The 24,368-nt window shown below is 62.9% G+C and carries 20 protein-coding genes; 15 read left to right on the top strand and 5 right to left on the bottom strand.

From position 1 onward, the window contains the following. On the top strand, positions 1-660 hold the full coding sequence (locus tag CR105_RS06620) for a YceI family protein (protein WP_099787647.1): 660 nt from the start codon (positions 1-3) through the stop codon (positions 658-660). On the opposite strand, the gene glpD is transcribed toward CR105_RS06620, so the two are convergent. Beyond that, positions 657-2,222 (bottom strand): glycerol-3-phosphate dehydrogenase, encoded by a 1,566-nt coding sequence (gene glpD, locus CR105_RS06615; RefSeq protein WP_099787646.1) that lies wholly within the window; start codon positions 2,220-2,222, stop codon positions 657-659. The two genes, CR105_RS06620 and glpD, sit on opposite strands and share 4 nt — an antisense overlap. A gap of 153 nt (positions 2,223-2,375) precedes the next feature. Between glpD and CR105_RS06610 the strand changes: the two genes are divergently transcribed. The 3 genes from CR105_RS06610 (at position 2,376) to CR105_RS06600 (ending at position 4,787) form a co-directional block, all read left to right on the top strand. Next, positions 2,376-3,023, top strand: coding sequence for a phosphohydrolase (locus CR105_RS06610; protein WP_229413685.1), 648 nt, complete (start codon positions 2,376-2,378; stop codon positions 3,021-3,023). A gap of 112 nt (positions 3,024-3,135) precedes the next feature. Further along, on the top strand, positions 3,136-3,405 hold the full coding sequence (locus CR105_RS06605) for a PAAR domain-containing protein (RefSeq protein ID WP_099787645.1): 270 nt from the start codon (positions 3,136-3,138) through the stop codon (positions 3,403-3,405). A gap of 2 nt (positions 3,406-3,407) precedes the next feature. Next, positions 3,408-4,787 carry a hypothetical protein gene (locus CR105_RS06600; protein WP_099787644.1) on the top strand — a complete coding sequence of 460 codons (1,380 nt, stop codon included), beginning with the start codon at positions 3,408-3,410 and terminating at the stop codon, positions 4,785-4,787. Between the two features lie 92 nt (positions 4,788-4,879). Here the strand turns inward: CR105_RS06600 and tssG are convergent, their stop codons facing one another. Both tssG and tssF read right to left on the bottom strand, forming a co-directional pair. Beyond that, positions 4,880-5,965 carry a type VI secretion system baseplate subunit TssG gene (gene tssG / locus CR105_RS06595; RefSeq protein ID WP_099787913.1) on the bottom strand — a complete coding sequence of 362 codons (1,086 nt, stop codon included), beginning with the start codon at positions 5,963-5,965 and terminating at the stop codon, positions 4,880-4,882. After that, positions 5,929-7,773: a type VI secretion system baseplate subunit TssF gene (gene tssF, locus CR105_RS06590; RefSeq protein WP_099787643.1), complete on the bottom strand. Its 1,845-nt coding sequence runs from the start codon at positions 7,771-7,773 to the stop codon at positions 5,929-5,931. Before tssF ends, tssG begins: the two co-directional genes overlap by 37 nt. A gap of 180 nt (positions 7,774-7,953) precedes the next feature. Here tssF and tssK point away from each other — a divergent pair, with 180 nt between their 5' ends. The 6 genes from tssK (at position 7,954) to CR105_RS06560 (ending at position 18,042) form a co-directional block, all read left to right on the top strand. Next, positions 7,954-9,297, top strand: coding sequence for a type VI secretion system baseplate subunit TssK (gene tssK / locus CR105_RS06585; protein ID WP_099787912.1), 1,344 nt, complete (start codon positions 7,954-7,956; stop codon positions 9,295-9,297). Continuing rightward, positions 9,297-12,083 carry a type VI secretion system Vgr family protein gene (locus CR105_RS06580; RefSeq protein ID WP_099787642.1) on the top strand — a complete coding sequence of 929 codons (2,787 nt, stop codon included), beginning with the start codon at positions 9,297-9,299 and terminating at the stop codon, positions 12,081-12,083. The genes tssK and CR105_RS06580 overlap by 1 nt, the downstream gene beginning before the upstream one ends. A gap of 43 nt (positions 12,084-12,126) precedes the next feature. Beyond that, positions 12,127-13,746: a hypothetical protein gene (locus CR105_RS06575; RefSeq protein WP_180288113.1), complete on the top strand. Its 1,620-nt coding sequence runs from the start codon at positions 12,127-12,129 to the stop codon at positions 13,744-13,746. After that, on the top strand, positions 13,743-14,864 hold the full coding sequence (locus tag CR105_RS06570; protein WP_099787641.1) for a hypothetical protein: 1,122 nt from the start codon (positions 13,743-13,745) through the stop codon (positions 14,862-14,864). Before CR105_RS06575 ends, CR105_RS06570 begins: the two co-directional genes overlap by 4 nt. 22 nt (positions 14,865-14,886) lie before the next feature. After that, positions 14,887-16,662: a DUF4153 domain-containing protein gene (locus tag CR105_RS06565; RefSeq protein WP_131021645.1), complete on the top strand. Its 1,776-nt coding sequence runs from the start codon at positions 14,887-14,889 to the stop codon at positions 16,660-16,662. 528 nt (positions 16,663-17,190) lie between these two features. Beyond that, a complete protein-coding gene (locus tag CR105_RS06560) occupies positions 17,191-18,042 on the top strand; it encodes a PAS domain-containing protein (protein ID WP_099787639.1) in 852 nt (283 codons plus the stop codon). 6 nt (positions 18,043-18,048) lie between these two features. Here CR105_RS06560 and CR105_RS06555 read toward each other — a convergent pair whose 3' ends face one another. Both CR105_RS06555 and CR105_RS06550 read right to left on the bottom strand, forming a co-directional pair. Then, the gene (locus CR105_RS06555) at positions 18,049-20,139 is read right to left on the bottom strand and encodes an ATP-dependent helicase (RefSeq protein ID WP_099787638.1); all 2,091 of its coding nucleotides are present in this window, start codon (positions 20,137-20,139) and stop codon (positions 18,049-18,051) included. 459 nt (positions 20,140-20,598) lie between these two features. Continuing rightward, positions 20,599-20,826, bottom strand: a complete 228-nt coding sequence (locus CR105_RS06550; RefSeq protein ID WP_229413683.1) for a hypothetical protein — start codon at positions 20,824-20,826, stop codon at positions 20,599-20,601. Between the two features lie 236 nt (positions 20,827-21,062). On the opposite strand from CR105_RS06550, the gene CR105_RS06545 reads away from it, so the two are divergent. The 5 genes from CR105_RS06545 to CR105_RS06525 all read left to right on the top strand — a co-directional run bounded on the left by CR105_RS06545 (position 21,063) and on the right by CR105_RS06525 (position 24,361). Further along, on the top strand, positions 21,063-21,638 hold the full coding sequence (locus CR105_RS06545; protein ID WP_099787910.1) for a chromate transporter: 576 nt from the start codon (positions 21,063-21,065) through the stop codon (positions 21,636-21,638). Next, a complete protein-coding gene (locus tag CR105_RS06540; protein WP_099787637.1) occupies positions 21,635-22,219 on the top strand; it encodes a chromate transporter in 585 nt (194 codons plus the stop codon). Before CR105_RS06545 ends, CR105_RS06540 begins: the two co-directional genes overlap by 4 nt. Before the next feature lie 75 nt (positions 22,220-22,294). After that, positions 22,295-22,858: a DUF1353 domain-containing protein gene (locus CR105_RS06535; protein WP_099787636.1), complete on the top strand. Its 564-nt coding sequence runs from the start codon at positions 22,295-22,297 to the stop codon at positions 22,856-22,858. A 67-nt stretch (positions 22,859-22,925) separates the two neighbouring features. After that, on the top strand, positions 22,926-23,765 hold the full coding sequence (gene fghA, locus CR105_RS06530) for an S-formylglutathione hydrolase (protein WP_099787635.1): 840 nt from the start codon (positions 22,926-22,928) through the stop codon (positions 23,763-23,765). Positions 23,766-23,881: 116 nt separating this feature from the next. Beyond that, on the top strand, positions 23,882-24,361 hold the full coding sequence (locus tag CR105_RS06525; RefSeq protein ID WP_099787634.1) for an Hsp20/alpha crystallin family protein: 480 nt from the start codon (positions 23,882-23,884) through the stop codon (positions 24,359-24,361). The last annotated feature ends 7 nt before the right edge of the window (positions 24,362-24,368 follow it).

Genomic DNA, 24,368 nt, shown 5'->3' with positions numbered 1-24,368 from the left:
ATGAAGCCGACGCGCGCGCTGCTGGTGGCCGTCCTGCTTGCCGGGTGCGCGCGGGCACCGGTGGCCCCGCCGCCGGCGGCCACCGACAACGCCGCATCCTGGTACCGCGTCGCCGCAGCGGCAGGCACGAAGGTGCTGGCGATCGATGCGGCGCAGTCGCTGATTGCCGTCACGGTGCGGCGCGGCGGCCCGCTGGCGCGCCTCGGTCACGATCACGTGGTGGCCAGCCGCAACGTGACGGGCTTCGTCGCGCCGGCGGCGGGGCGGGCCGACTTCAGCTTCCGGCTCGACCAGATGAGCGTGGACGAGCCGGCGCTGCGCAAGGAAGCCGGCCTCGATACCACCCCGTCGCCGGCGGCGATCGAAGGCACCCGCGCCAACATGCTGGCCAAGGTCCTCGACGCCGAACGCTTTCCGCTGGTGGCGCTGCGCGCCGACGCTGTCGTGGGGAAGCCTGTGCGGCTGGCGATCACGCTGCATGGTGTGACGCGCACGGTCGATGCGGCAGCGCTTGTAGAAGAAGGCAATGGCGCCGTCACCGCCAGCGGCACGCTGCAGCTGCGCCAGAGCGATTTCGGCATCGTGCCGATGTCGGTGATGGGCGGCGCGCTGACTGTGCACGACGCGCTGGAACTGCGCTACCGCATCGTGGCGCGCTAGTTAGCCTGCGCGCCCGGCTGTCCTGCCGGCGCGTCAGCCTTGCGCCCGGCGATCCAGGCGTCGAGCTTTTCCGCACTGCCCGACGGCAGGTGCAGTCCCAGCTTCGAACGGCGCCACAGGATGTCTGCCGCGCTGCACGCCCACTCGTGCGTGATGAGGTAATCGGCTTCGACCGCGTACAGGCCTGGCACGATTTCCGGGCCGAGGTCGGCCAGGCTGCGGCAGCCGTCGAGCATTGTCTTGATGCGGGTGCCGTAGGCGCGCGCGTAGCGCCGCACCAGCGCCGGCGACAGCCAGCCGTAGCGCTGCTGCATGGCCGCTGACCACTGGTCGAATTCGAGCACGCCGCGGTTGGACGGCCGCTCGCCGAACAAATCGCCGCCCGGCAGACAGGCGCGCGCGGTCCAGCCGGCGCTGCGGTTGCCCAGCAAAGGCCCGATCCAGTCGACCGCTTCCTCGGCCAGCTTGCGGAAAGTGGTGATCTTGCCGCCCTGGACGGTCAGCATCGGCGCGCCGTTGCTGTCGTGCGCCAGGCGGAAGTCGCGGCTGGCCGACTGCGCGCTGGCGCCGGCATCTTCCACCAGCGGCCGCACGCCCGAGTACGACCACACCACGTCGGCGGCGCTGATCTGCTGGCGGAAGTAGTGATTGGCCAGCTGGCACAGGTACTTGACCTCGCCCGCGCTGATGGCCACGTCATCGAGGCTGCCGGTAAATTCTAGGTCGGTGGTGCCGATCAGGGTGAACTCGCGCTCGTACGGAATGGCGAACACGATGCGCCCGTCCGGATGCTGGAAGATGTAGGCGTACGCGTGGTGGAACAGGCGGCGCACCACGATATGGCTGCCCTTGACCAGGCGCAGATGCTGGCCAGGCGCGGCGCCGGCGGCGTCCTGCATGAAGCGGTCGGCCCACGGCCCGGTCGCGTTGACCAGGCAGCGCGCGCTGACCTTCGTCTTGCGGCCGTCGATAGCGGTCAGGGTCGCGCTCCAGTGCAGCGGGTGGCGCTGCAGGCCGCTGCACAAGGTCTGGGTCAGCACCGTGGCGCCGCGCTCGCGCGCGTCGAGCGCGGCCAGCACGACCAGGCGGGCATCGTCGACCCAGCCGTCGGAGTATTCGAAGCCGCGCGTGAAGTCGGCCTTTAGGACCTGGCCGGCCGCATGGCGCGCCAGCGCAACGCCGCGCGAGGCGGGCAAAAATTCGCGCCGCGCCAGCCGGTCGTAGAGGAACAGGCCGGCGCGGATCAGCAGCGCCGGGCGCTGGTGGGCGTCGTGCGGCATGACGAAGCGCAGCGGCCACATGATGTGCGGCGCGCTGCGCAGCAGCAGTTCGCGCTCGATCAGCGCCTTGCGCACCAGGCCGAACTCGCGGTGTTCGAGGTAGCGCAGGCCGCCGTGAATGAGCTTGCTGGAGGCCGACGAGGTGTGCCCGGCCAGGTCGTCTTTTTCGCACAGCACCACGCGCAGGCCGCGCCCGGCGGCGTCGCGCGCGATGCCGGCGCCGTTGATGCCGCCGCCAACGACCAGCACATCGCAATCGATCCGTTCCATCGTTTCCCCCATCAGCCACTCCAGTTTGCCGCGACGCCTGTCATTGTGGTCCAAAAAGCGGCGCGCGTGATGACATTCTTCCGGGCCAACGCCGAGCTTTCGCAAAGGTCGGCCTCAATTCGCGCCGCCAATCGCGCCGGGCCCGGCAATGTGTAAAATTACGCCATGACCAGCCTGCCAAACGCCCCCGGCTCCCCCGCCCAGACCCGTGCCTGGGTGCGCATGCCTTCGGGCAAGCGGCTCGACCTGCTCAATCCAACCCCGGATGACTGGGAAGACGAGGATCTGGCGCTCGGGCTGGCGCGCACCTACCGCTGGGGCGGGCACTCGGCGTGGCCGCTGCCGCTGTCGGTGGCGCAACACTCGATCACGGTGATGCTGCTGCGCCGGGCCGCCTCGGCCACGCCGCTGGGCCCGCTGGCCGACCTGCGCGAGCTGCTGCACGACGCCGAGGAAGGCCTGCTCGGGTTCGACTGCATCTCGGTGCTCAAGCCTTTCCTTGGCGACGGCTTTCGCGACCTGACGACCCGGCTCGACCGGGCAGTGTTTTTGCGCTATGGCCTGCCGGCCTGGACGCCCGAGGAGCACGCCATCCACAAGCGCGCCGACCGGCTCGCCGCGGCGAGCGAAGCGGTGCATGTGGTCGGATGGTCCGCGCATGAGGTGTTGCACACACTAAAGATCACGGTACCGCCGCTGAACCATGATCCGCTGACCGAAGTGTACGGCGGCCAGGCGTGGGAGCCATGGCCGCCCGGGCTCGCGCGCGACCGCTTCCTGGAACAACTGAACCGCCTGAAAGCGCGTATTTAACAGCGGCGACGCCGCATCAAGTTATTGCTCATCTTCAAGTCCGCGCACGATGAGACGGCTACGATAGACGATGTTCGACCATTCCAGGTCGGAAACTTCATCGGAGCCGGCCATGCCAGGTGCATTCATTCGCTTAGGCGACAAGACGTCCCACGGCGGTACCGTCATCGAAGCATCGCCGACCACGACCTCGGGCGATATTGCCGTCGCGCGCATGGGCGACAAGACCGTCTGCCCGCTGCCGGGCCACGGCACCAACCCGATCGCCGCCGGCGACGCCACCCTGATCGTCGACGGCAAGCCGGTGGCCCGCCACGGCGACCTGACCGCGTGCGGCGCCACGTTGATCGCCAGCCAGCAAGCCACCAAGGACCTCATCTAGCCATGGAAAAAACCTTGCGCTCCGCGCCGTCGTGGGTAGGCAACAGCCTGCTTGCCGTTGCCGTCTTCGCCAGCTGCTGGACGGCATCGGTGCTCTACTGGCGCTCGTCCGGCGCTACGCCGTCGGGCATGGCGATCGGCCAATTGCTGCTGGGATTGCCGGTGGCTATCCTGCTGGCGCTGTGGCTGGGCAACAACGCGATGCGGTCCCGCAAGGCCGCGGCACCCATTGCGCAGCCCGCGGTCGCCGACACCGGCGCCCCACGCGCCGCCCTGCCCGCGATCGCCGCCGGCGCGGTCCGGCTGCGCGGCGGCGAGTCGCTCGAGGAACTGGCCGAGTCGCTGTTGTCGAACGCGGCGCCGTGCGAGCTGGACATCGAGCTCACCGATGACGCCGGCTATCCGGTGCTGAGCGGGCGCATCGAGTCGGCCGACGATCCCTCCGCGCGCGAGGTGATGACGCCGTGGCTGGCGTTGCGCGGCATGGCCGAACTGAGCTTTAGCGATGAGCAATGGCGCGCCTTGTCGCTGGGCGGCGCGGTGGTGGCCGAACTGACCGAGCACGCGCTGATGCATCCGTTGCTGCCCGACTACCTGGCGGCCGGCCCGTCCGAGCGCGCCGCCGTCGGCTTGCCGCTGCTGCAACTGCGCGCGGTGTTGCCGGCCGGCTGGCCACTGCGCCAGCGCCAGGCCGCCGCCGACTGGTTCCTGCACCTGGTCGAGCAGCAAGGCTGGCCGGCGCAGCGCCTGCAGCTCGCTGCCAGCGACGAGGCCGCCTTCTCGCTGGTGAACGTCCTGGTGCGCGCCACCGGATTGACGTTGCTGGTCGCGTGCGACTCCTATGTCGGCGAGGACAGCGTGCGCGACTGGAGCGAGCGGCGCATCCTGTTCTCCGGGCGCACGCCGCGCGGCCAGGTGCCGGGCGAAGGCGCGGCCGGCTTGCTGCTGGCCGACGCCGTCCAGGCGCCGCTGCTCGAGCTTGATGGCATGGCCGCGTTGCAAGGCGCCTGTGACGGCCAGCGTCCCGTGTCGGCCGATGCTCCCGGAAACATCAATACCGAGATGCTCAGCGGCCTGAGCCGTCATGCGCTGCACGACAGCATGACCGAGCCCGCCGCGATCACCGCCATTTGCGCCGACGCCGACCTGCGTCCGACCCGCGTCGGCGAGCTGATGGGCGTGGCCAGCGCCCTGCTGCCCCATCTGGAGCTGGCAACGCAGATGATGAGCGTGGGCGCCTGCTGCGGCACCGTCGGCGCGGTCGGCCCGGTGGCGGCACTGGCGCTGGCCGGCCACGACGCGCTTGCCAATGGCGGCGAGGTCCTGTGCCTGAGCAATTCGGACAGCCACTACCGCTGCGCCCTGCTGGTCCGGCGCGCCTGATCGACGCTTCAAAAAAGCTGGGGTCAGGTCTGACATTCGGACATTTCTTTTTGAAAATGTCCGAATGTCAGACCTGACCCCAGCTTTTTCAGCTAGATGGCGTTGATCTCGTAGCGCACGTCGCGGCGGTCGGCGCCGCCGGCGCTGTCGCCCAGGAAAGTGTCCCAGCCGAGCAGGCCGCCTTCGCGCTCAGAATGCAATTCCACGCCGTGCACGTCGGCGGCGCGCAGCACCAGTTCCACTTCGTACTCCAGGGTGAGGCCGGTGAACATCGTCAGCATCTTGGCCAGCACGCGCGCCGCCTTGCCGCCCGGCAGGAAGGCAACGAAGTCGGCGCGCGCGAGCGGCCCGACCGTCAGCCTCAGGCGCAGGTCGCGCTGCCACGCGCGTGCGCCGACCACCGCGCCGGCGCCCAGCACGGCGTTGGCGCCGCCAAGCGTGCTCTGCTGCGACAGCGGCATCGCGTACCAGTTGCCGACGAACTGCTCCATGACGACCGGCACGCCGAAATACTCGGCCATCACGCGCGCGATCGAGCCGGCCGACGTCGGCCGGTGCAGCAGAGAGCCGCAAAAGTAGCCGAGCGACTCGTCGCGCAGTCCTTCGCCATCGGCGTCGTCCATGCGCCGCTGCAAGGACGTGTGGCCGACGCCGGCGAGCGCCAGCAGCAGCGGCAGGAACTGGTCCTTGCCGTCGAGCTGGTACTTCAGTTCAAGCCGATATTTTTTCCACGCTTCGTAAAACAGCGCCAGGGCCCGGTTCGAAAACGTGTCGACAAAGGCACGTGGCCCTTCATCCTTGTCGAACAGCTGGTGGGCGGCAATGCGTTCGGTGTAGTGCGCAGGCAAGGTGCCGGACATGCCGAGCATGCCCATGAAGGCCGGCGTGACGCGGATGTATTTCAGTTCGGCGCGCTGCAGCGCCTCGCCGAGGGACTTGGCGTCGCGCGGCAGCTCGCGCGGCTCGGGCTGCACCGCTTCGATCTGGCTCGGCGGAAAATTGAGCGAGACCGAATTCTGAAAGCGCAGGAAATTGGCCACCGCGCCTTCGTGCGGCACGCCATGGCGCTTGAGCCACAACTCCAGCATCCGCACCGCCTGGAAATATTCGAAGCGATGCGGCTCGGCAAACAGCCGCTCGATTACACCAGGTTCAAATCGCCGCTTCGTGGTGAGCATCGCAACAGTTCCTCCCCGTTCTTCTTCGATACGACCACCAGCTGGGTGAAGCTGTTGGCATGCACGTACAGCCCGAGGAACCGCTCGACGATGTGGGCGAATGCATGGATGCCGCTGCCGACAAAGGCCTCCTCGTCGATCGTCAGCCGCACCTCGACGCCGCGCACCAGGCACGGGAAGGGATTGCCGGGCAGCCAGGCGTTGGCCGACTTGTGGGCAATCGCGTCGATGCCGCTGATCTGGCGCTGCGAGATGGGCGAGTGCGGCAAATCGTACAAGGTCAGCATTTCGCGAAACGCCTCCAGCCCGCCACCGGACAGCGACAGGTGGTTCAGCGACAGGTGCGAGATCAGCCGCCAGTGGGCGCCGCGTCCGCGCGGGAAGCGGTACGTCGGGGTCGGCTTGCGCAGGAAGCTGACCGAGCGGATGTGCGAGCCGCCCGGCAGGAACAGGTCGCCGCCGCGCACGCCGTACGTCAGCGACGCCGGCAGGTCGCGGTTGGTGCACGTCAGGTCAATGCTGAGCGTGTCGGTTTCCACTTCGGCCGGGTCGAAATCGATGTCGACGATGGAAATCGCGGTTTCGAAGCCGGGACTCTTTTCCGACAGCACGTCGTCGCGCCGCATGACCCAGTAGTGACCATTCTTCTCCGGCGTCTGCCCGTGCCGCAAGGAATAGAACGGGCCGAACTCGACTACCGACTCGCCCTGCGGCGTCTGCCGCACCAGCCGCACCGAGTCGATCGAGTGGATTTCGTAGGCGAATGCGCGGCGCCCGTCGGCCAGTACCGGGTAACTTTCCGAGGTGTGCGTCAGCCGGATCGGCTCGCCGCGCTGGCTGAACAGGTTGATCACCGGCGTGCAGCCGAGCAGCACGTTGTTGGCCGACAGCGTACCGAGCATGCGCGCCGTGTTCGAGTCGGTCCGCAGCCCCGCCAGCGCCAGGTGCAAGGTCACCTTGCGCGTGCCAGCCGGGAGAGCGGCACAGATGGCGGCCAGATCGACATCGAAAAAGTTGAACTTTTCGGGAAAGCAGAAGTATTCCGTCAGCAGCCGGTAGGCCGGGTGCGAGCGGGCCGAAAAGCTGATCAGCGCGTCTTCCTCGGCGAAGCCGGCGGGCTTGACGGGAATCGCCGGCAGCGCGATCCAGCGTCCGCTGCCATCGGCCTCGGCGTAGGCTTTCACAGCACGCATGAACAGCGCGTCGCGCATTGCCGCGCAAAACGACGGTTCGCCGTCGATGAACACGCGCAACGACGCCACGCCGAGCTGGGCCAGCGACACCTGGTCGGTGGTGGTCTGCAACGTCAGGCTGAGACTGGAACTGGCGCCGGCGGGCGCCTGCGCGGCCTCCGGCGCCTCCAGGATCGCCGAAAACGTTGCGCGGTTGAGCTCGATCGGGGCGACCGTGACGGGAGACGCCGTGCGAAAAATGCAGACCGTGCCCTGCACCGGGCGCGTCGTCATTTCCGTGCCGCGCGGGATTTCGCTGGCCGCGGTCAGCTGCACGGCGCCGCCGCTGCAGTCGAAATGCGCGATCGAGCACGACGGGAACGGCCGCAGGTAGTGCGGGTACAGCACCTGGAACAGCGCCTCGGTAAATTGCGGGTAGTCATCGTCGAGCCGCTTCGACACGCGCGCGTTGAGCAGCGCAAACGACTCGATCATGCGCTCGATGTGCGGATCCTCGCACACCTCGCCGGCGATCAGCAGGCGCCCGGCAATTTTCGGATAGCGCTCGGAAAACTCGCGCGAGTAGCGGCGCAAAAAGCCCAGTTCACGTTCGTAGTAGGGCAGCAATTCTTCCACGGTTTCCGCTCCATTTTTCGCCCACAGCAGCGGCGCCAGATGTCGAATTTATTGCCTCCCGAACTCGTTTGGTTTGATAGAGAACAAAAGCAGGCAAGCAATTTCCCGGTGAAATGGTTTCTTAGATCAACACACAACGCGGCGCCGACGCGCCTCCTCCCTCCCGAACCAAGGATCATGATGAGTACTGCGAGCAAAGTCTTGTGGGGCGAAGGGCTGTTCCTGCGGCCGCAACATTTCCAGCAACAAGACCAGTACCACGAGCACCGGCTGCACGAGAGCATCAAGGCGCTGCACCCCTACGCCTGGGGCGTCGCCCACGCCCAGTTCGACCGCGAAGCGCTCGCCAGCAACACCTTGCGCGTGCTCGAGCTGTCGCTGGTGTTCCCGGATGGCGAAATCTACAACGCGCCGGGAAACGACGGCCTGCCCGAAGCGGTCGACCTGAGCGAACTCGGCCCTGGCCAGACCGTCACCTTCCACGCCGCCCTGCCGGCGATGAAGCACTTCGGCGGCAACTTCACGCCGGCCGGCCAGACCAACAACAGCGCCCGCTACGCCCAGGGAACCAGCGATACGCCCGACCTGTACACCCAGGCGGCGCTGGCCGAGCTGACGTACCTGAAGAAAACCTTGCGGCTAGTGTCGGAAAACGAACCGCGTGACTCCTATGTCAACTTTCCGCTGGTGCGGCTGCGCCGCGTGTCCACCGGCGGCTTCGAGGTCGATCCGACCTTCATCCCGCCGAGCCTGTCGATCCGCAGCGCGCCGCTGCTATTTTTGCAACTGCGCCGCCTGATGGACGCGCTGCAGGCAAAGGTCAGCGCCTTGCATGGCCACCATCGCGAGCCGAGCAAGAACGTCATCGAATACCGCTCGGGCGACATGTCGACCTTTTGGCTGCTGCACACGGCAAGCTCGGCGTTCGCGTCGCTGACGCACTACTTCCAGCATCCGACCTTTCACCCTGAACGGCTGTACCAGCAGCTGCTCGGCCTGGCCGGATCGCTGATGACGTTTTCCAAAAACTATGTACTGTCGGACTTGCCGGCCTACCAGCATGCCGATCCCGGACCCTCTTTTGCCAAGCTGCACCTGATCATCCGCGAGCTGCTCGATACCGTCATCTCGTCGAAATACTTCGCCATCACCTTGACCGAGACGCGGCCGTCGTATCACCACGGCGTGCTCGACTCCGGCAAGATTGACGAGCGCACCGCCTTCTACCTGGCGGTCGCGGCCGACATGCCGGCGCTCGAACTGGTCGACGTGGTGCCGCTGCGCTTCAAGGTAGGCGCGCCCGACGATGTGGATAAATTCGTGCTCTCCGCCATGCCGGGCGTGCGACTGCAGCATGCCCCGCAAGTACCGGCCGCGGTGCCGGTGCGCCCCGACACCTGCTATTTCACGCTCGACAGCAAAGGGCCGATGTACGAACGCATGTTGCAGGCGCAGTCGATCGCGGTCTATGTGCCATCCGGCATGCGCGACCTGAAGCTCGAACTGGTGGCGGTTGCTTCCTGATGTCGGCGCCCCTCATCTCCGCACTCGGCTTTTTTGGCACCGGCCTGAGCCAGAACGCCCGGCTGATCACGCTGGCCACCGCGCAAGACTCGACACTGCCGGAATCGCTGATGGCCGAACGTTTTACCGGCCGCGAAGCCGTCAACGAGCTGTTTTGCTTCGACCTCGACGCGCTCAGCGTATCGACCGACCTCGAGCTCGAGCAGTTCCTCGGCGAAGAGATCACCATCAAGCTGCTGCAGGCCGATGGCAGCCGCCGCGCCTGGCACGGCATCTGCACCGACGCCGGCTGGGTCGGCGCCGACGGCGGCGTGGCGCGTTACCGGCTGCGGCTTGAACCGGCGCTGCACCTGTTGCGCGAACGCAGCGACAACTACATCTTCCAGGACAAGAACGTGCAGGAAATCGCCATCGAGCTGCTGGCCGATTACCCGCAGGTTCGGCTGGAATGCGACATCGGCCAACAACTCGCGCCGCGCCCGATTTGCACGCAGTACCGCGAGACCGACTTCGATTTCCTGCGGCGCGTGCTGGCGTCCGAGGGTCTCAGCTGGCGTTTCGAGCATGAGCAGTCGGACACCTCTTCGACCTCGCAGGCCAAACACAAGTTCGTCATCTTCGACAGCAAGGCAGTTGTTCCGGACGTGCCCGGCGACCCCGACTTGCGCTTCCACGGCGTGCGCGCGACCGACACGCAAGATGCGATCGACCAGTTCGCCGCAGTGCGCCGGATCGCGTCCAATTCGGTGACGAGCAGCAGTTGGCATCCCGACGAGCTGATCGCCCACGCCGCTGAGCGTGCCTCCAGCCTCGATGCGGACGAATTGCCGGTGCTGGCGATGCACGACGGCAGCGGCGAGCGGCGCCACGCCGATGGCATGGCCGCGCAGGCACATAGCGAACTGGTGCTGCGATCGCACGAGCTCGACAACAAGCAATTCGAAGGCGCCGGCGCCGTGCGCCAGATGGCCGCCGGACACGCGTTCCAGCTGACCCAGCATGAGCGCTACGGCGATGAACGTTATACCGTGCTCTGGGTAGTTCACGAAGCGCGCAACAATTTCGACCCGGCGCTGGCGCGCGCCACGCAACATCAGCTTGAAAATGGCATCTATCGCAACAGTTTCGGCTGCGTGCGCGAGGCCGCCGCTATCGTGCCCGCCGCAATCAGGGCGCGCCGCAGCATCGCGATGGGTTCGCAGACCGCGCTCGTGGTTGGACTGCCGGGTGCGGTAGCGACAACCGGTCGCGACCATCAGGTGAAGATACAGTTCGCCTGGCAGCGCGGGACGAGCCCGAATGCTGGCGGCGCCGCGCACAACACCGATCCAAGCGGCAATGCTCCCGGCAACGATGCCTCCGGCGCCTGGGTGCGCGTGGCCGAAGCGCTGGCCGGGCCCAACTGGGGCACCCAGTTCACGCCCCGCATCGGCATCGAGGTGCTGGTCGACTTCGTCGAGGGCGATGTCGACCGGCCGCTCATCGTGTCGCAGCTGTACACCGGCAACGACGAGCCGCCCTACTCTGCCGGTGTCGATGCGAGCGCAAATCATGCCGGCGTGCTGTCTGGCATCCACACCAGCAACTTCGATGGCGGCGGCTACAACCAGTGGCAGATCGACGATACCCAGTCGCAACTGCGCACGCGCCTGGCGTCCAGCACGGCGGCGACCCAGCTGAATTTGGGCTACCTGGTCCAGCAGCCGGCCGGCTCCGCCCAGCGCGGCAACTACCGCGGCAGCGGCTTCGAACTCCGCACCGATGCATGGGGTGTGTTGCGCGGCGGCGAAGGCGTGCTGATCTCGACGGCGGCGCGCAGCGGAAACGGCGGTGGCGCCGGCTCGACCCAGCTTGATGCGGCCGAAGCCGTCTCGGCGATGAAAGGCGCATCCGAGCTGAGCAAGGCGCTGGCGGATGCCGCGGTTCAGCAAAATGCGCTGACCAGCAAAGATGGCCTGGAGGCTCAGAAAAAGTTCATCGACTTGCTCGATCCGCAGCAAAAAGGGAAGCACGACGGCGCCTTCAAAGCGAAGCCGGGCAGCAGGGACCTCGATTCGTCCAAGCCGGTGGAAAAGTTCGGCGCCCCGCTGATCCTCATGGATTCGGCCAGCACCATCAATTGGGCAACGCCGGCATCGACCGTGTTGTACGCCGGCCAGCACGTCCACTGGACAACCCAGTCGGACACGCAATACACCGCCGGCCATACGGTCGCGTCCGTCGCAGGAGGCGCAACATCCTTCTTCACGCACTCCGGCGGCATCCAGGCCTTCGCCGGCAATGGCGCGCTGTCGCTGCAATCGCACACCGACCAACTCGAGATCCTCGCCGACAAGGCCATCACGGTCATCTCGGTCAACGATTCTATCGAGATCCGCGCCAAGGAAAAGATCGTAATCCAGGCTGGCCAGTCGGCCATCACTCTCGAGGGCGGCAGCATCACCTTCGCATGCCCGGGGAACTTCACGGTCAAGGGCGGTGAGCATTTGTTTGATCGCGGCGGTCGCAAAGGAGCAAACCTCGCAAATCTTCCGAGCGAAAAGCAAACCGAATCTCATTGGATCGCACTGCACTACCTCGATCCAGAAACTGGCGAGGGAGTCGGGGGAGCGGACTACGAGATTCATATGGAAAAAGGCGGCGTGCTCACCGGCACTCTCGACTCCAGCGGCAAGGCGCGCCATGACAACGTTCTCAACAAACCTGTCAAAAAAATTCTCTACAAGCCAAGAAAGCCGGTCAAAGAAGATCCCGCCTCAGCGCTTGAAAAAATAGCAAACACCTAACCCATTTTGTACTGCGTTAAGACCCTTCTCGAGGCTGATCCGAATGGCTGAAGTCGTCCAAACAACACAATTGCGGGATGCCCTCGCGTGGGCAACGAACGAGCCTGAGCCTAAACATGAGGCGAGCTCGAATCCCTTTATATGGTTCTGGGAGGCTGTTGAAGGCGACTTCAATGAGAACCGCACCACAGGACAAATTATGGTGGACGCAGGCATATCGATGATTCCGCTCATCGATCAGGTTTGCGACATAAGGGATCTTATTGCTGACTGCAAAAAGATCGGCAAAGCACCTGCGGACTCATGGGCTTGGGTCTCGTTGCTCCTAACTTTAATCGGTCTGTTTCCGAGCCTGGGATCACTTGCGAAAGGCGTCTTAAAAATCTTCTTCGCCTTCATGCGCCGCGAGGGCGGCCTAGCGGTTGAGAATGCATTGAATGCCGCGATGACTTGGGTGATCACTTTCCTTAGGAGGAGAGATGTACAAGTTTTCCTGAAGTCTAAACAAGTCGACGAAGTTTTCCAATGGCTGGCAGATGAGCTGAAGTCGCTGCGTGGGAAGATCGATACAGCAACCGTGATGGCGGCATTCGATCGAGCAATCAAGGTGCTCGATACCCTCTCGAGCCGCGTCAATGCTATTCCCTTCATAAGCGCGAAGGCCAAGGCGGCGATAGAGCAAGTCAAAAGCGTACGACAGGTGGCAGACAAACACATTGGCGCTGCGCTCCAACCAACCCAACGGCGTGTCGATGCTGTAATAGCAAAACTAGAGCTTCAAATATTGACGAAGCAACATGCAATTGTAGATACGGCCAACATTCACTATCGCGGTGTAATTCCGGAATCCCATGCAATTGCCCTCATGCGCAAGCGAAAACCTGGCTACTTATCCTCAGCGGGTGACCGCTTTCATCGTCCCGTTGAGGCGGCAAATGCCAGACAGTTAGTTGATCGAATGTCATCCCTTCGAGACGCGAAAGGAAACACTAGAAAACCGGCCGATCAATTTCCAACTTTGAACAATCAGAGTATCGCGTCATTTCACACCTTGAGGGCGAACGCGATTCACGGACCTGCCCGACTCTACCGGATCATCTCACCAAGCAGTCGAGGCATGAGCGATTGTTGGATCTCGGAAGAAATCTTTCGGAAGCTACAGAGCGCTCCTGACCCGAAGGAGGCGTGGCGGCGGCACCTCGGGGTCTGGCCAGACTGGAATGCCAATGGACAGTTTGTTACCTATGATGTCAAAGCAGGCGAGACGCTGAATACTTGGGCAGGGATGGCTGCTAGCCAAACAAAACAGGGACTGCCTGAACACGATCTTGAAGGAGGCTGGGAGCAAATTGTATTTAATCTTCCCAAAGGAGATGCTCGCGCCGACACAGTTGCTTACTTTAACAAAAATGCCAAAAAAGAATCGTTGGGCAAGTCTATAACACAAGCAGAGGTCGATGTTCTCACAGCTAGCATGAACAGCCAACAGAAAACGTTATTCTTTGAAAAACACTTGGCGATCCGCGAAAAAATAAACCACCCAAGCATATCGGGACCATTTGAAACCGGGTGGGGATACACCGATTTTGAAGGCGCCGGATTTTCGGGGAAAATTGGACTTCCGGCTTTGCCAGGCCAACTTACCAACGGAGCGGCGAGATGAACATTTCAGTATCGAATCTGCACCAGCCCAAGCTAACTACGTGGCAGCAAAAACAAGCAGCCATGCTGTACCACTTCGCGTCACTAGATTATCTCAAGGGCCTCCACGGGATGGTGTCAAACTTGGTGAACGGCTTTATCGACCCCTTGCTGTCTGCTGCTAAACAGCAGGGCCGCGATTCAGTCTTAGTAGATCCGCGTTGGGGAACTCGCAACACTGTGGCAAATTGGTCAAATAACGCCTGGCCATTTTTGAAAGACTTCCAAGCATCGCTCGTTAAGGATATGTCTGGTCGAGCGCTGGAGCGCTACGAAAAGTCTGGCACAAATGACTGCTTTCGCGCCATTGCGGAATATTCAACACAGTGGGCCACCGTTGAAGAAGAAGCCGCTTTTGAGAGAATCGTGAGGGAAATCAGCGACTATGCAATCATGCTCGACCAAACGCTTGATGACTACTATGACAGTCGTTGGTCTGATTTCGGGTTTCACCACGCCTATACCAAATTCGTGTTGGAGCACCCGAGACTTCCACGCTTTCGTATAAGAACGGACGTGACTGGCGAAAGCGGAAAAACGCCCGGTCGGACAGGCGTTTATGTCTCACAAGACGACTCAAATGCATCACTGCAATTCGCATGGGTAGGAAATGGTGGCGGCAAGCTACGTCCGTCCAAAACGTTTAGCGAAATTGGACTCGATGCGCTTAGAAAAATAGGACGAAAAGATCTCTGGATCGATGAAGAGAAAATGTTCGAATTTGCCACCAAAAGCAAGTGGGCCAAATTATTCGAACCGACCGTCTACATGTTAGGCGAGGAACATCGCGATTTTGCGGCCCTGGCTATCGCAGACGAAGCATTCGTGGACCGCCCATGTAACTGGTATTTCGTTGAAATGATGGAAGGTGAATTTGACGACGCTACGCCGGATGAAATGAATGCCGAACCCATGATGCTAGAAAAAGTGCTAGGTGGCGAAATCTGTCGAACCTCTGGATTCTACTTCACCCCTGCACACGCAAACCCGCGCAGACACCTCACGCAGGGTGAACGGGCCCCAAATTTTGATTCGGAATACGGCAAAACTATTTGGCAATGGGATCCAACGCAAACATAGCTCTCTACACGAAAGAAACCGCGTGAACATCTTCGTTTCTTCCAGCATTGTGGGGGCGCCACGGGAACCCGGAGCCGCCCGCTTCCGTCTCGGGTCCGTGCGCATGGCTATCGCTTTGCTGCAAGCGCTGTGCTTGCTACTCATGTACCGCGCATGGTCAAGTAATGCGTGGCCGGTGACCACGCCATTCGTCGCCGGCCCGCTTACCTTGGTCTTGTTTTTCGTACCGCCCATCGTGGCTTCGAGCCTTGGCCAGATGAAGCCACCCGCAACAGCGGTATGGGCACTGCTGTGCGCAGCCGTCATCGCGGGGTTGGCCGTACATGATGTTTGGCGCGATTACCCCAGCCTGGCGGCCACCGCCATGTTAAAGAAACGCGAAGTGTTGGCCCCATCGCCGTCAACGGCGATGGTCTGGGTCATGGCCGCCGGCCTGTTTATAGCCCAATCGCTGCGTATGGCTGCGGCAACTGATAGACGTGGGATCGCGTCGTACCCACGCTATTTCGAACAATCGTGGAAACTGATTTGTCAGCTGGTTCTCAGCTTTCTTTTCGTCTTTGCCGCATGGCTCGTCGTATATTTTGGAGCCAAGCTTCTTGAAGTCGTTTCGGTCGACTGGTTCGCCGAGTTCGTGACGGAGCTGCCAGAGCACATTACCATCTTCTCCCTCGCTTTTGCGATCGGAATGCATGTCACCGACCAGCGCCCTTCGTTGGTGAAAGGCGCTCGCACCGTGTTTCTAATGCTGTTCTCCTGGCTCCTCCCTCTGGCGACGTTGATGGTTTGCGCCTTCCTTCTCGGCCTGCCATTGATAGGGATGGATGCGTTATGGTCAACGCAGAACGCGGCCCGAATGCTCCTGCTCGCCTCAGCCGTGCTGATAGTTTTGATTAACTCCGCCTTCCAGGACGGGGCCGCCGCCGAGCGCACCGCAAAGATCATCAAGGTCAGCGCGCGCATTGCCTCGCTTCTGCTCGTTCCTGTAACAGCTCTGGCCGTCTGCGCACTTTACATGCGTGTCGAACAACACGGCTGGACGGTACGAAGATTAGTCGTCGCGTACTGCCTGTTCATTGCAGCCTGCTACTCGCTGGGCTACGCTCGCGCAGCTCTCCAGCGTGGCAGCTGGCTACCCTCCATCCCCCGAGTGAACATCGTCACCGCGTTGGTCATTCTAGCCCTTAGCATACTCGCCCTATCACCGGCACTGGATCCCGCCAGGCTCGCTGCGCGGCATCAGCTTGCGCGGTTCAACGCACGCCAGGTCACTATCGAGCACGTCGATGTCGACTATCTAAAAAATGAATCCGCCAGATACGACATAGAAGTACTCGAAGAGTTGCAAGCCCGGTCAAGCGAACAAACGGAAAAGCCATTACATGACAAAGTCGCGGAAGCGCTGACGAGCAAAGCGCGCGGAGTTCTCACTTTCATGCCGACGCCGCCCGCAGACATTGCGGCAAATCTCACCGTATGGCCAAAGTCGACAAAATTGCCCGAGTCCTTTCTTCAGATTCCATCTCGACATTGGGAGAAAGGCGACGCTCCCCTTTGCCTCGTCTATGTTGGAGAGCGTTGCGACGCTTTCCTTCTTGATGTGACAGGGGACGGCAAAAATGAAATTATTATCGTCAGCCGTAGCCCTGATGGACGATCAATTATATCGCGGAAAAAAGGCACGGGAACATGGGAATCTATAGGTACCTTCTACTATGGACTTGCAGGATGCAAGTGGATGCGAGAGGCAATTCGAGATGGCAATACAAAGCAGTCGCACCGCTACGAAACGACGTAGAATTTGCCGGGCGACGTGTCGCGATCAATCAAACTTACTCATATCGTGACAAATGTGATGAAAATTGATGCAAGCTATTTTGACACGGAATTTACGCAGTGGAAACGAAAAGTGCCATAAAGGCACAATGCGATCCTCTATGCCAGTTGGACGCGCGTAGTCCGGCGACCGCTAACCCACGGATTTTATTCAGCTTTTCTGGATATCCACACGAACTGTGGATAACGTTGTGGATAAGGCACTTCCGACGTCCCGGAAGCCCCGTATTCACATGGTTTTCAACAAAATGCCCGTTCTGAAGGCAAAATTAATAACCAACAAAATCAACGACTTGCGTTCGTCAACGTTTTCCCAATCCACATCTTATGCGGCATATTCCTACAAATTCCTACAACAGGGGATAAGTCGCCGAAAATTGCAGCTCAGCAGCCTGTTTCATGCACCGGGAATTGCTTTGACAAAGCGCCCGCACTGACTTAGTGTTGGCAGATGCGAGCAACCGATCATGTCGATGAAGATGAGCCGGACATGTTCCTCAATGATGAGGAAGCGTCGTCGGCCGGCGTCAACGCGGCAGAGCCGGCGCCTTGGCGCATCCTGATCGTCGACGATGATGTCGATGTGCACGTCGTCACCAAATTCGCACTCAGCACCACCAACTTTCTTGGTCGCCGCCTCAGCTTTTTCCACGCCTACTCGGCAAAGGAAGCGCTGGCCAAGCTTCGTGATACCCCCGACGTCGCCCTGATCCTGCTCGACGTCATGATGGAAACGCCCGACGCTGGCCTGCGCTTCGCGCGCCAGGTACGCGAAACCTTGCACAACGACCTCGTCCGTATCGTCTTGCGCACCGGCCAGCCTGGCCAGGCACTCGAGCACAGCATCATCGTCGATTACGACGTCAGCGATTTCTGGAGCAAAACCGATCTCACGACGCGCAAATTGTTCACCACCGTTATCGCTTCGCTGCGCGCCTACGCAACCCTTGCGGCGGCCGCTCAGGCCCGCGATGACGCGCTGGCCGAACTCGACCGGGCCCGCCAAGTCCAGGCCGCGGTCGACCACCACGCGATGGTGCTCACGCTCGATCTCAGCGGCCGCATACTCGACGCTAACCCGCTGTTCTGCCAGCTCACCGGCCTCGCCCCTGAGCAACTGCGCGGCCGCGACTTGCATGCGGTCCATCGCCAGCCATTTCCGGAAACGATCGTCAACGATATCCGCGAAACCCTGGCGCGCGACGGTTCCTGGACCGGCGGCGTCGATACCACGCTGCCCGCCGGCCCCAGCCGCCTGCACTGCTCGGTGCTGGCCATCAACAATTCGCAAGGCGCCCCGCAGCACTACATTGCCGTCGCCACTCCCCTGCCGCCAGCCTGATCCGCCCTACTTCCACGCCTTGCGGGCGCGATCGCGCACCAGCATGCGCACGCTGTCGGGCATCGGCTTGCGGCTTTTTTGCGTATCCGCGGTGATCCACACGCACTCCTCGAAATGCTTCAGCATCGCTGGACTGATGAAGCGGCTGCGCGCGGCGTACACATGACGATCGCCCATCTGCGCCTGCTGCTTGATGAAGAAGCGGTTCGGCACCACCAGGTGCAAATGCTCCTTGGCACGCGTCATAGCCACATACAACAGGCGTCGTTCCTCCTCGATGTCATCGGCGTTGCCAGTGCTCATGTCGGACGGGATGCAACCATCGACCACGTTGAGTACGTGCACCGATTTCCACTCCTGCCCCTTCGACGAATGAATGGTCGACAGGATCACGTAATCCTCGTCGAGCAACGGCGGTCCGGCGCGGTCGCTGGTCGCTTCCGGCGGATCGAGCGTGATTTCGGCGAGGAAGTTTTCGCGCGTGCCGTAGCCGCCGGCAAGTGCGGCGAGTTGCTCGACATCGGCCGCACGCACCTGCGCGTCGTCGTGCATGCGCTCAAGATGCGGCATGTACCAGTTCTTGACCAGCTCGATGTCGGCCGGCCAGCGCAGCCCTGGCGTGCGCAGCGCGCGGAACAGGTCGACAAATTCCTGCCAGTCGCCGCTGCTTTTGGTCGGCGCGACAAACTGCTCCACCGCCAGCACCGGCTCGGCCGCTTCGCCGACCGCGTCGAGCAACTTGGCGGCGTTCGCCGGGCCGATGCCGGGAATCAGTTGCGCCACGCGGAAGCCGGCCAGGCGCCCGCTCGGATTTTGCGCAAAGCGCAGCACCGCCAGCACGTCCTTGATGTGCGACGCCTCCAGAAACTTCAGGCCGCCAAATTTAACGAATGGAATATTGCGTCGGATGAGTTCGAGCTCGAGCGCGGCACTGTGGCTGGCGGCCCGAAACAACACCGCCTGCGCCGTCAGCGCGATACCGGCCTCGCGATGCTCGAGGATACGGTTGCACACCCAGCGCGCCTGCTCGGCCTCATCGGGAATCAGCACCAGTTGCGGCAGCGCGGTCGACACCTTGTCGGTCCACAGGTTCTTGGCGTGCCGCTCCAGCGCCGCATCGATGACGGCGTTCGATGCATCCAGGATAGGCTGCGTCGACCGGTAGTTGCGGTCCAGCGTGATCATCTGCGCCGGCTGCGAAAACTGTTTCGGAAAGTCGAGGATGTTGCGCACGGTGGCGCCGCGAAACGAATAGATCGACTGGGCATCGTCGCCGACCACCATCACGCCGCGCCCGTCGGGCTTCATGCCGGTGATGATCGCCGCCTGCAGCCGGTTGGTATCCTGGTACTCGTCGACCAGCACGTGGTCGAACAGCTCACCCAGTTCGACGCCAAGCTCCGGATCGGCCGCCATCTCCGACCAGAACAGCAGCAGGTCGTCGTAGTCGAGCACGTTCTGTTCCTGCTTGGCGTCGACGTAGGCGCCGAACAGCGTCTTCAATTCCTCTTCCCATTCGTTACACCAAGGGAAAGTGCTCTGCAACACCAGCGGCAGCGGGTCGCGGCTGTTGACCACGCGCGAATAGATCGACAGGCAAGTGCCCTTCAGCGGGAAACGTTTCTGCGTCTGCGTCAGGCCGATGTCATGGCGCACCATTCCCATCAGGTCTTCCGAATCGCCGCGGTCATGGATGGTGAACGATTCTTCCAGCCCGATGCGGCCGGCATACTGGCGCAGCAGGCGCGCGCCGATGCTGTGGAAGGTGCCGGCCCACGGCAGGCTGGTCGGCGCCTGGCTGCCGCGCAAACCGAGCACGCGGTGCAGCACGCTGCCGGCGCGATGCGTCATTTCGCTGGCGGCGCGCCGGGAAAACGTCAGCAGCAAGATGCGCTGCGGATCGGCGCCGCTCTGGATCAGCCGGGCAACCCGGTGCGCCAGCGTGCTGGTCTTGCCGGAACCGGCGCCGGCGATGACCAGCAACGGCCGCGACACGCCTTCCTGGGCGCCGATATCGTGCTCGACGGCCGCCCGCTGCTCGCGGTTCAGGCTGGCGTACGGGTCATCGGGAGCGACAGGCACAGCGACGACGGACATGGCAAGCATTCAAACTGGAAAGGAATACCACTGTACATCCGTCCAGTTGTCTGGCGCAAGCATATTCCGGGTATTTTTAGAAAATCGCCGCCACAAACGCCAGCCGGTTCCCGCCGCAATCGCCCGTCAATCCATGCCGATTCACGTAAGTGGCCGTTTCTAAAGCACTTTTTCAGATATCCACAGCAGTTGTGCATAACTTTGTGGATAAGCCGCCCTTGACATCGCGCAAGCCTGTAACGATGCGGGTTTCAACAAAATGCCCGTTCGGAAGGCACTTAATAGTCTGATTAAAATCAATGACTTACAAAGTCAATGGAGAAAACGCGAAAAAATATCTCGACAATTCTTGCGGGACTTTTTTGTGTATAACCGCGCCTGCCTGACGTTCTGAACAGGACCGAATTCGATATCATTTTCACATGATGCCGGGCGCGCGCGGCGCCGTAAAAAACGCGCTTAATACGCTTCGATGGCGCGGCGGCGGTCCGGACCGAGCAGCACGCGCTCGATGACCTCTGCGGCAACATCATGGGACTTCATGTATTCCAGCGCTGACATGGTGTTGTGCGTTTCCTGCACGGAAATGGCATGGTCAACGATATCGCGACTACGTACGTCGCGCCGCTCATAAGTTGTTTCATCCAAGGCAAGATTGCCTGCCATCGGATTGGGGACTTGAGTCATCGCGGTTCCTTCAGTTGTAAAAACGGGGGCGCGGATTGCCTACCGAGTATCCAACAATAAATTGTAAAGTCAATGTCACATTCCCATCGAGTTTGCATTTTATTTTAGCGACCTCATCAGCCCCTGAGGTGCACACTAACACCATCCGAAAGCAGGCGCCGTACGCGACGTCCACCACGGCAAAGTGGATTCTGACCGGCATGGACAGCACTGCGCACGCACGCGATAATGAACGTATGATCCCCGCGCCTTCTCCTCCGCGGCCCGCGCCGCTGTCGCTGACCGACCTGTTCGTTTCCTTCACATGGCTTGCGCTGCAGGGCTTCGGCGGCGTGCTCGCCGTCGTCCAGCGCGAACTGGTCGAGCGCAAGGGCTGGCTGACGCCGGACGAATTCATCGAGGACTGGGCCGTAGCACAGGTCATGCCGGGGCCCAACGTGGTCAACCTGTCGATGATGATCGGCGGACGCTACTTCGGCCTGGCCGGCGCCATGGCGGCGCTGGCCGGCATGCTGGCGGTGCCGCTGGTGCTGATCCTGCTGCTGGCCTTGCTGCATGCCCAGGTCGCGTCCGATCCGCACGTCGCCGGCGCACTGCGCGGCATGGCGGCCGTCTCGGCCGGGCTGATCGGCGCCGCCGGCCTCAAGCTCACCGGCGCTCTGGCGCGCAATCCCATGCCGCTGGCATGGGGCGCGGCCATCGCCGCCACCGGCTTCGTGCTGGTGGCGCTGCTGCAAGTGCCCCTCATCTACGTGCTGTTCGGCCTGGGCGGCGTCAGCTGTGTGCTGACCTATCGCAGGCTCAAGCCATGAACGCGCCGCTGCACCTGGTGCTCAGCTGGGCCGACTGGGCGAATCTGTTCGGCCACTACCTGATGCTGTCGCTGATGTCGGTCGGCGGCGCCATCTCCACCACGCCGGAAATGCACCGCTTCCTCGTCGAGCAGCACCAGTGGCTGACCCAGGCCCAGTTCAACGAGTCGATCGCGCTGGCGCAGGCCGCGCCCGGCCCCAACGTGCTGTTCGTCGCGCTGATGGGCTGGCACGTCGGCCTGAATGCCGGCAGCATGACCGCCGCCCTGCTCGGCGTGGCCGTGACCATGCTCGGCATCATGATTCCGTCGACGGTGCTGACCTATGTCGCGGCGCAGTGGGGCCACCGCAACCGCGAGTTGCGCGCGGTGCGTGCGTTCAAGCAGGGCATGGCGCCGATCGTCATCGCGCTGCTGCTGTCGACCAGCTTCATCCTTGGCGCCGCCGGCCGCGATGCCGGCCACGACTGGCCGCTGTGGCTGCTGGCGGTGGCCAGCGGCCTGGTCATCTGGCGCACGAAGATCCACCTGCTGTGGCTGCTCGGCGTCGGCGCCGTGCTTGGCGCACTGCAACTGGTCTGACACACCGGCCTTTGCGCCAGCCCATCGTGCCTTCCTCCCAGCCGTGCTGTACTGGCGCCAGGGAGGTGACTCACCATGCTGTATGGCAGCTTTTCCGGAAATCCCAAGACCGAATGGTTATCTAACGAGGTCGACGACAGCAACATGCGCATGCTCGAAGCGTTCTGGTACACCGACCCGCAAGGGCGGCGCTGGGATGCGCCGAAGGGCGGCATTACCAACGGCGCCAGCATTCCGCGCACCCTCTGGAGCTCCGTCGGCAGCCCGTACACCGGCAAATACCGGCGCGCCGCCATCGTCCATGACTTCGCCGTCCAGATGCCCGGCGTGCTGCGCGACGACGCCGACACGATGTTTTATTTCGCCTGTGCCGCCGGCGGCTGCGCGCTGATGGACAGCAAGTTGCTGTACGCGGGCGTACGGATCGGCACCTGGGGCCTGGCCACGCGCGACTACGCCATCAACATCTTCACGTTCGCGTCGATGGCGCCGCGCCTGCCGGGCCAGCAGACGCCGGCCGAACTGGCAATGCGCGCCCGCTACACCGTGCTGGCGGCCGAACTGCAAGACACCGCCGACGACTTCGACGCCATCCGCGCCGCCGTTGCCCGCCAGCTCGCTGTGCCCGGGCGCGCTTAGCGGCGGGTTGGCAAAGATCGCGCCGGCAAGGCATACTTCGCACTCGACCACGATCCGGAAATGCCGTATGCCAGAACTCATCAGCGAACACGCCTGCTTTGGCGGGGTGCAACGCTTTTATCGCCACGATTCGACCGCCATCGGCCTGCCGATGCGCTTCTCGGTATTCTTGCCGCGGGTGGCGCCAGGCGCCCTGCTGCCGGCCATGTTCTACCTCGCCGGCCTGACCTGCAACGAAGAAACCTTCCCGACCAAGGGCGGCGCCCAGCGCTACGCCGCGCGCGAAGGCATGATCCTGATCGCGCCCGACACCAGCCCGCGCGACGCCGGCGTGGCCGGGGAAACGGACGCCTGGGACTTCGGCGCGGGCGCCGGCTTCTACGTCGACGCCACCACCGAACCGTGGCGCCAGCATTACCGCATGTACAGTTACATCCTCGAGCTGCACGCGCTGGTGCTGCGCACCCTGCCGGTCGACGCCGAGCGCATCGGCATTTTCGGCCACTCGATGGGCGGCCACGGCGCGCTGGTGCTGGCGCTGCGCAACCCGGACCTGTTCCGCTCGGTCTCGGCCTTCGCGCCGATCGCCGCCCCCACGCTGTGCCCGTGGGGCGAAAAAGCGTTCGCTGGATATCTCGGCGTCGATCCGGAAGCATGGAGCCGCTACGACGCAAGCGAGCTGATGCGCATGATGCAGGCGCCCTTCCCGCAAGGCATCCTGATCGACCAGGGCCTCGGCGACAAGTTCCTCGCCACCCAGCTGCGACCCGAGGTGTTTGAAAGCGCCTGCGCCCTGGCCGGCCAGCGGCTCGAATTGCGCCGCCACGCCGGCTACGACCACGGCTATTATTTCATCTCCACCTTCATGGAGGACCACCTGCGCTTCCACCGTGAAAACCTCGGCTGACGCCGCCGCAGCACTCCCCGCGCCTCTTGAAAACCCCGCTCGCCTGTCATATAACGACAGTGCGGGCGCGGCGCGTCGTGTCACGCCCATCAACACTTGATATCGAGGGGGTTGCCATGAATCTCACCAGAAGGACAGGTTCGCCGCTGGCCCGCTATCGTCCCAGCTCCATCGAGGACCAGCTCGGCCGGATGGTCGAAAGCATGTTCGAGGACTTCATCGCGCCGGTGGCGCAGGCTGCCGCGGCCGGGCGCTTTCCGGAGCAAGGCCAGACCAGCCCGCGCGTCAACGTCGCCGAAGACGATAACGCATTCCGCGTCGAGGCTGAACTGCCCGGCGTCAAGAAAGAAGACGTCAAGGTCTCGGTCGACGGCCCGCGCGTGACCATCGAGGCCGCGGCCGGACAGAGAGGCGAACAGCGTGAAGGCGAAAGCGTTGTCCACCGCGAGCGCATCACCCGCAGGTTCGTGCGCAGCTTCGTTCTGCCCACCGAGGTCGACGACGCCGGCGCCGAAGCCAGGCTCGAAGACGGCCTGCTGAGGCTGACCTTGCCGAAGAAGCAGGCCAGCGCAGCCAGGCAGCTGACGATCCAGTAAGCGCCCA

The organism is Massilia eurypsychrophila, assembly GCF_002760655.1.
Classification (GTDB): Bacteria; Pseudomonadota; Gammaproteobacteria; order Burkholderiales; family Burkholderiaceae_D; genus JAFCUW01.
Note: the sequence above shows the minus strand (reverse complement) of the source record. Positions and strands in the feature narration are given on the sequence as shown.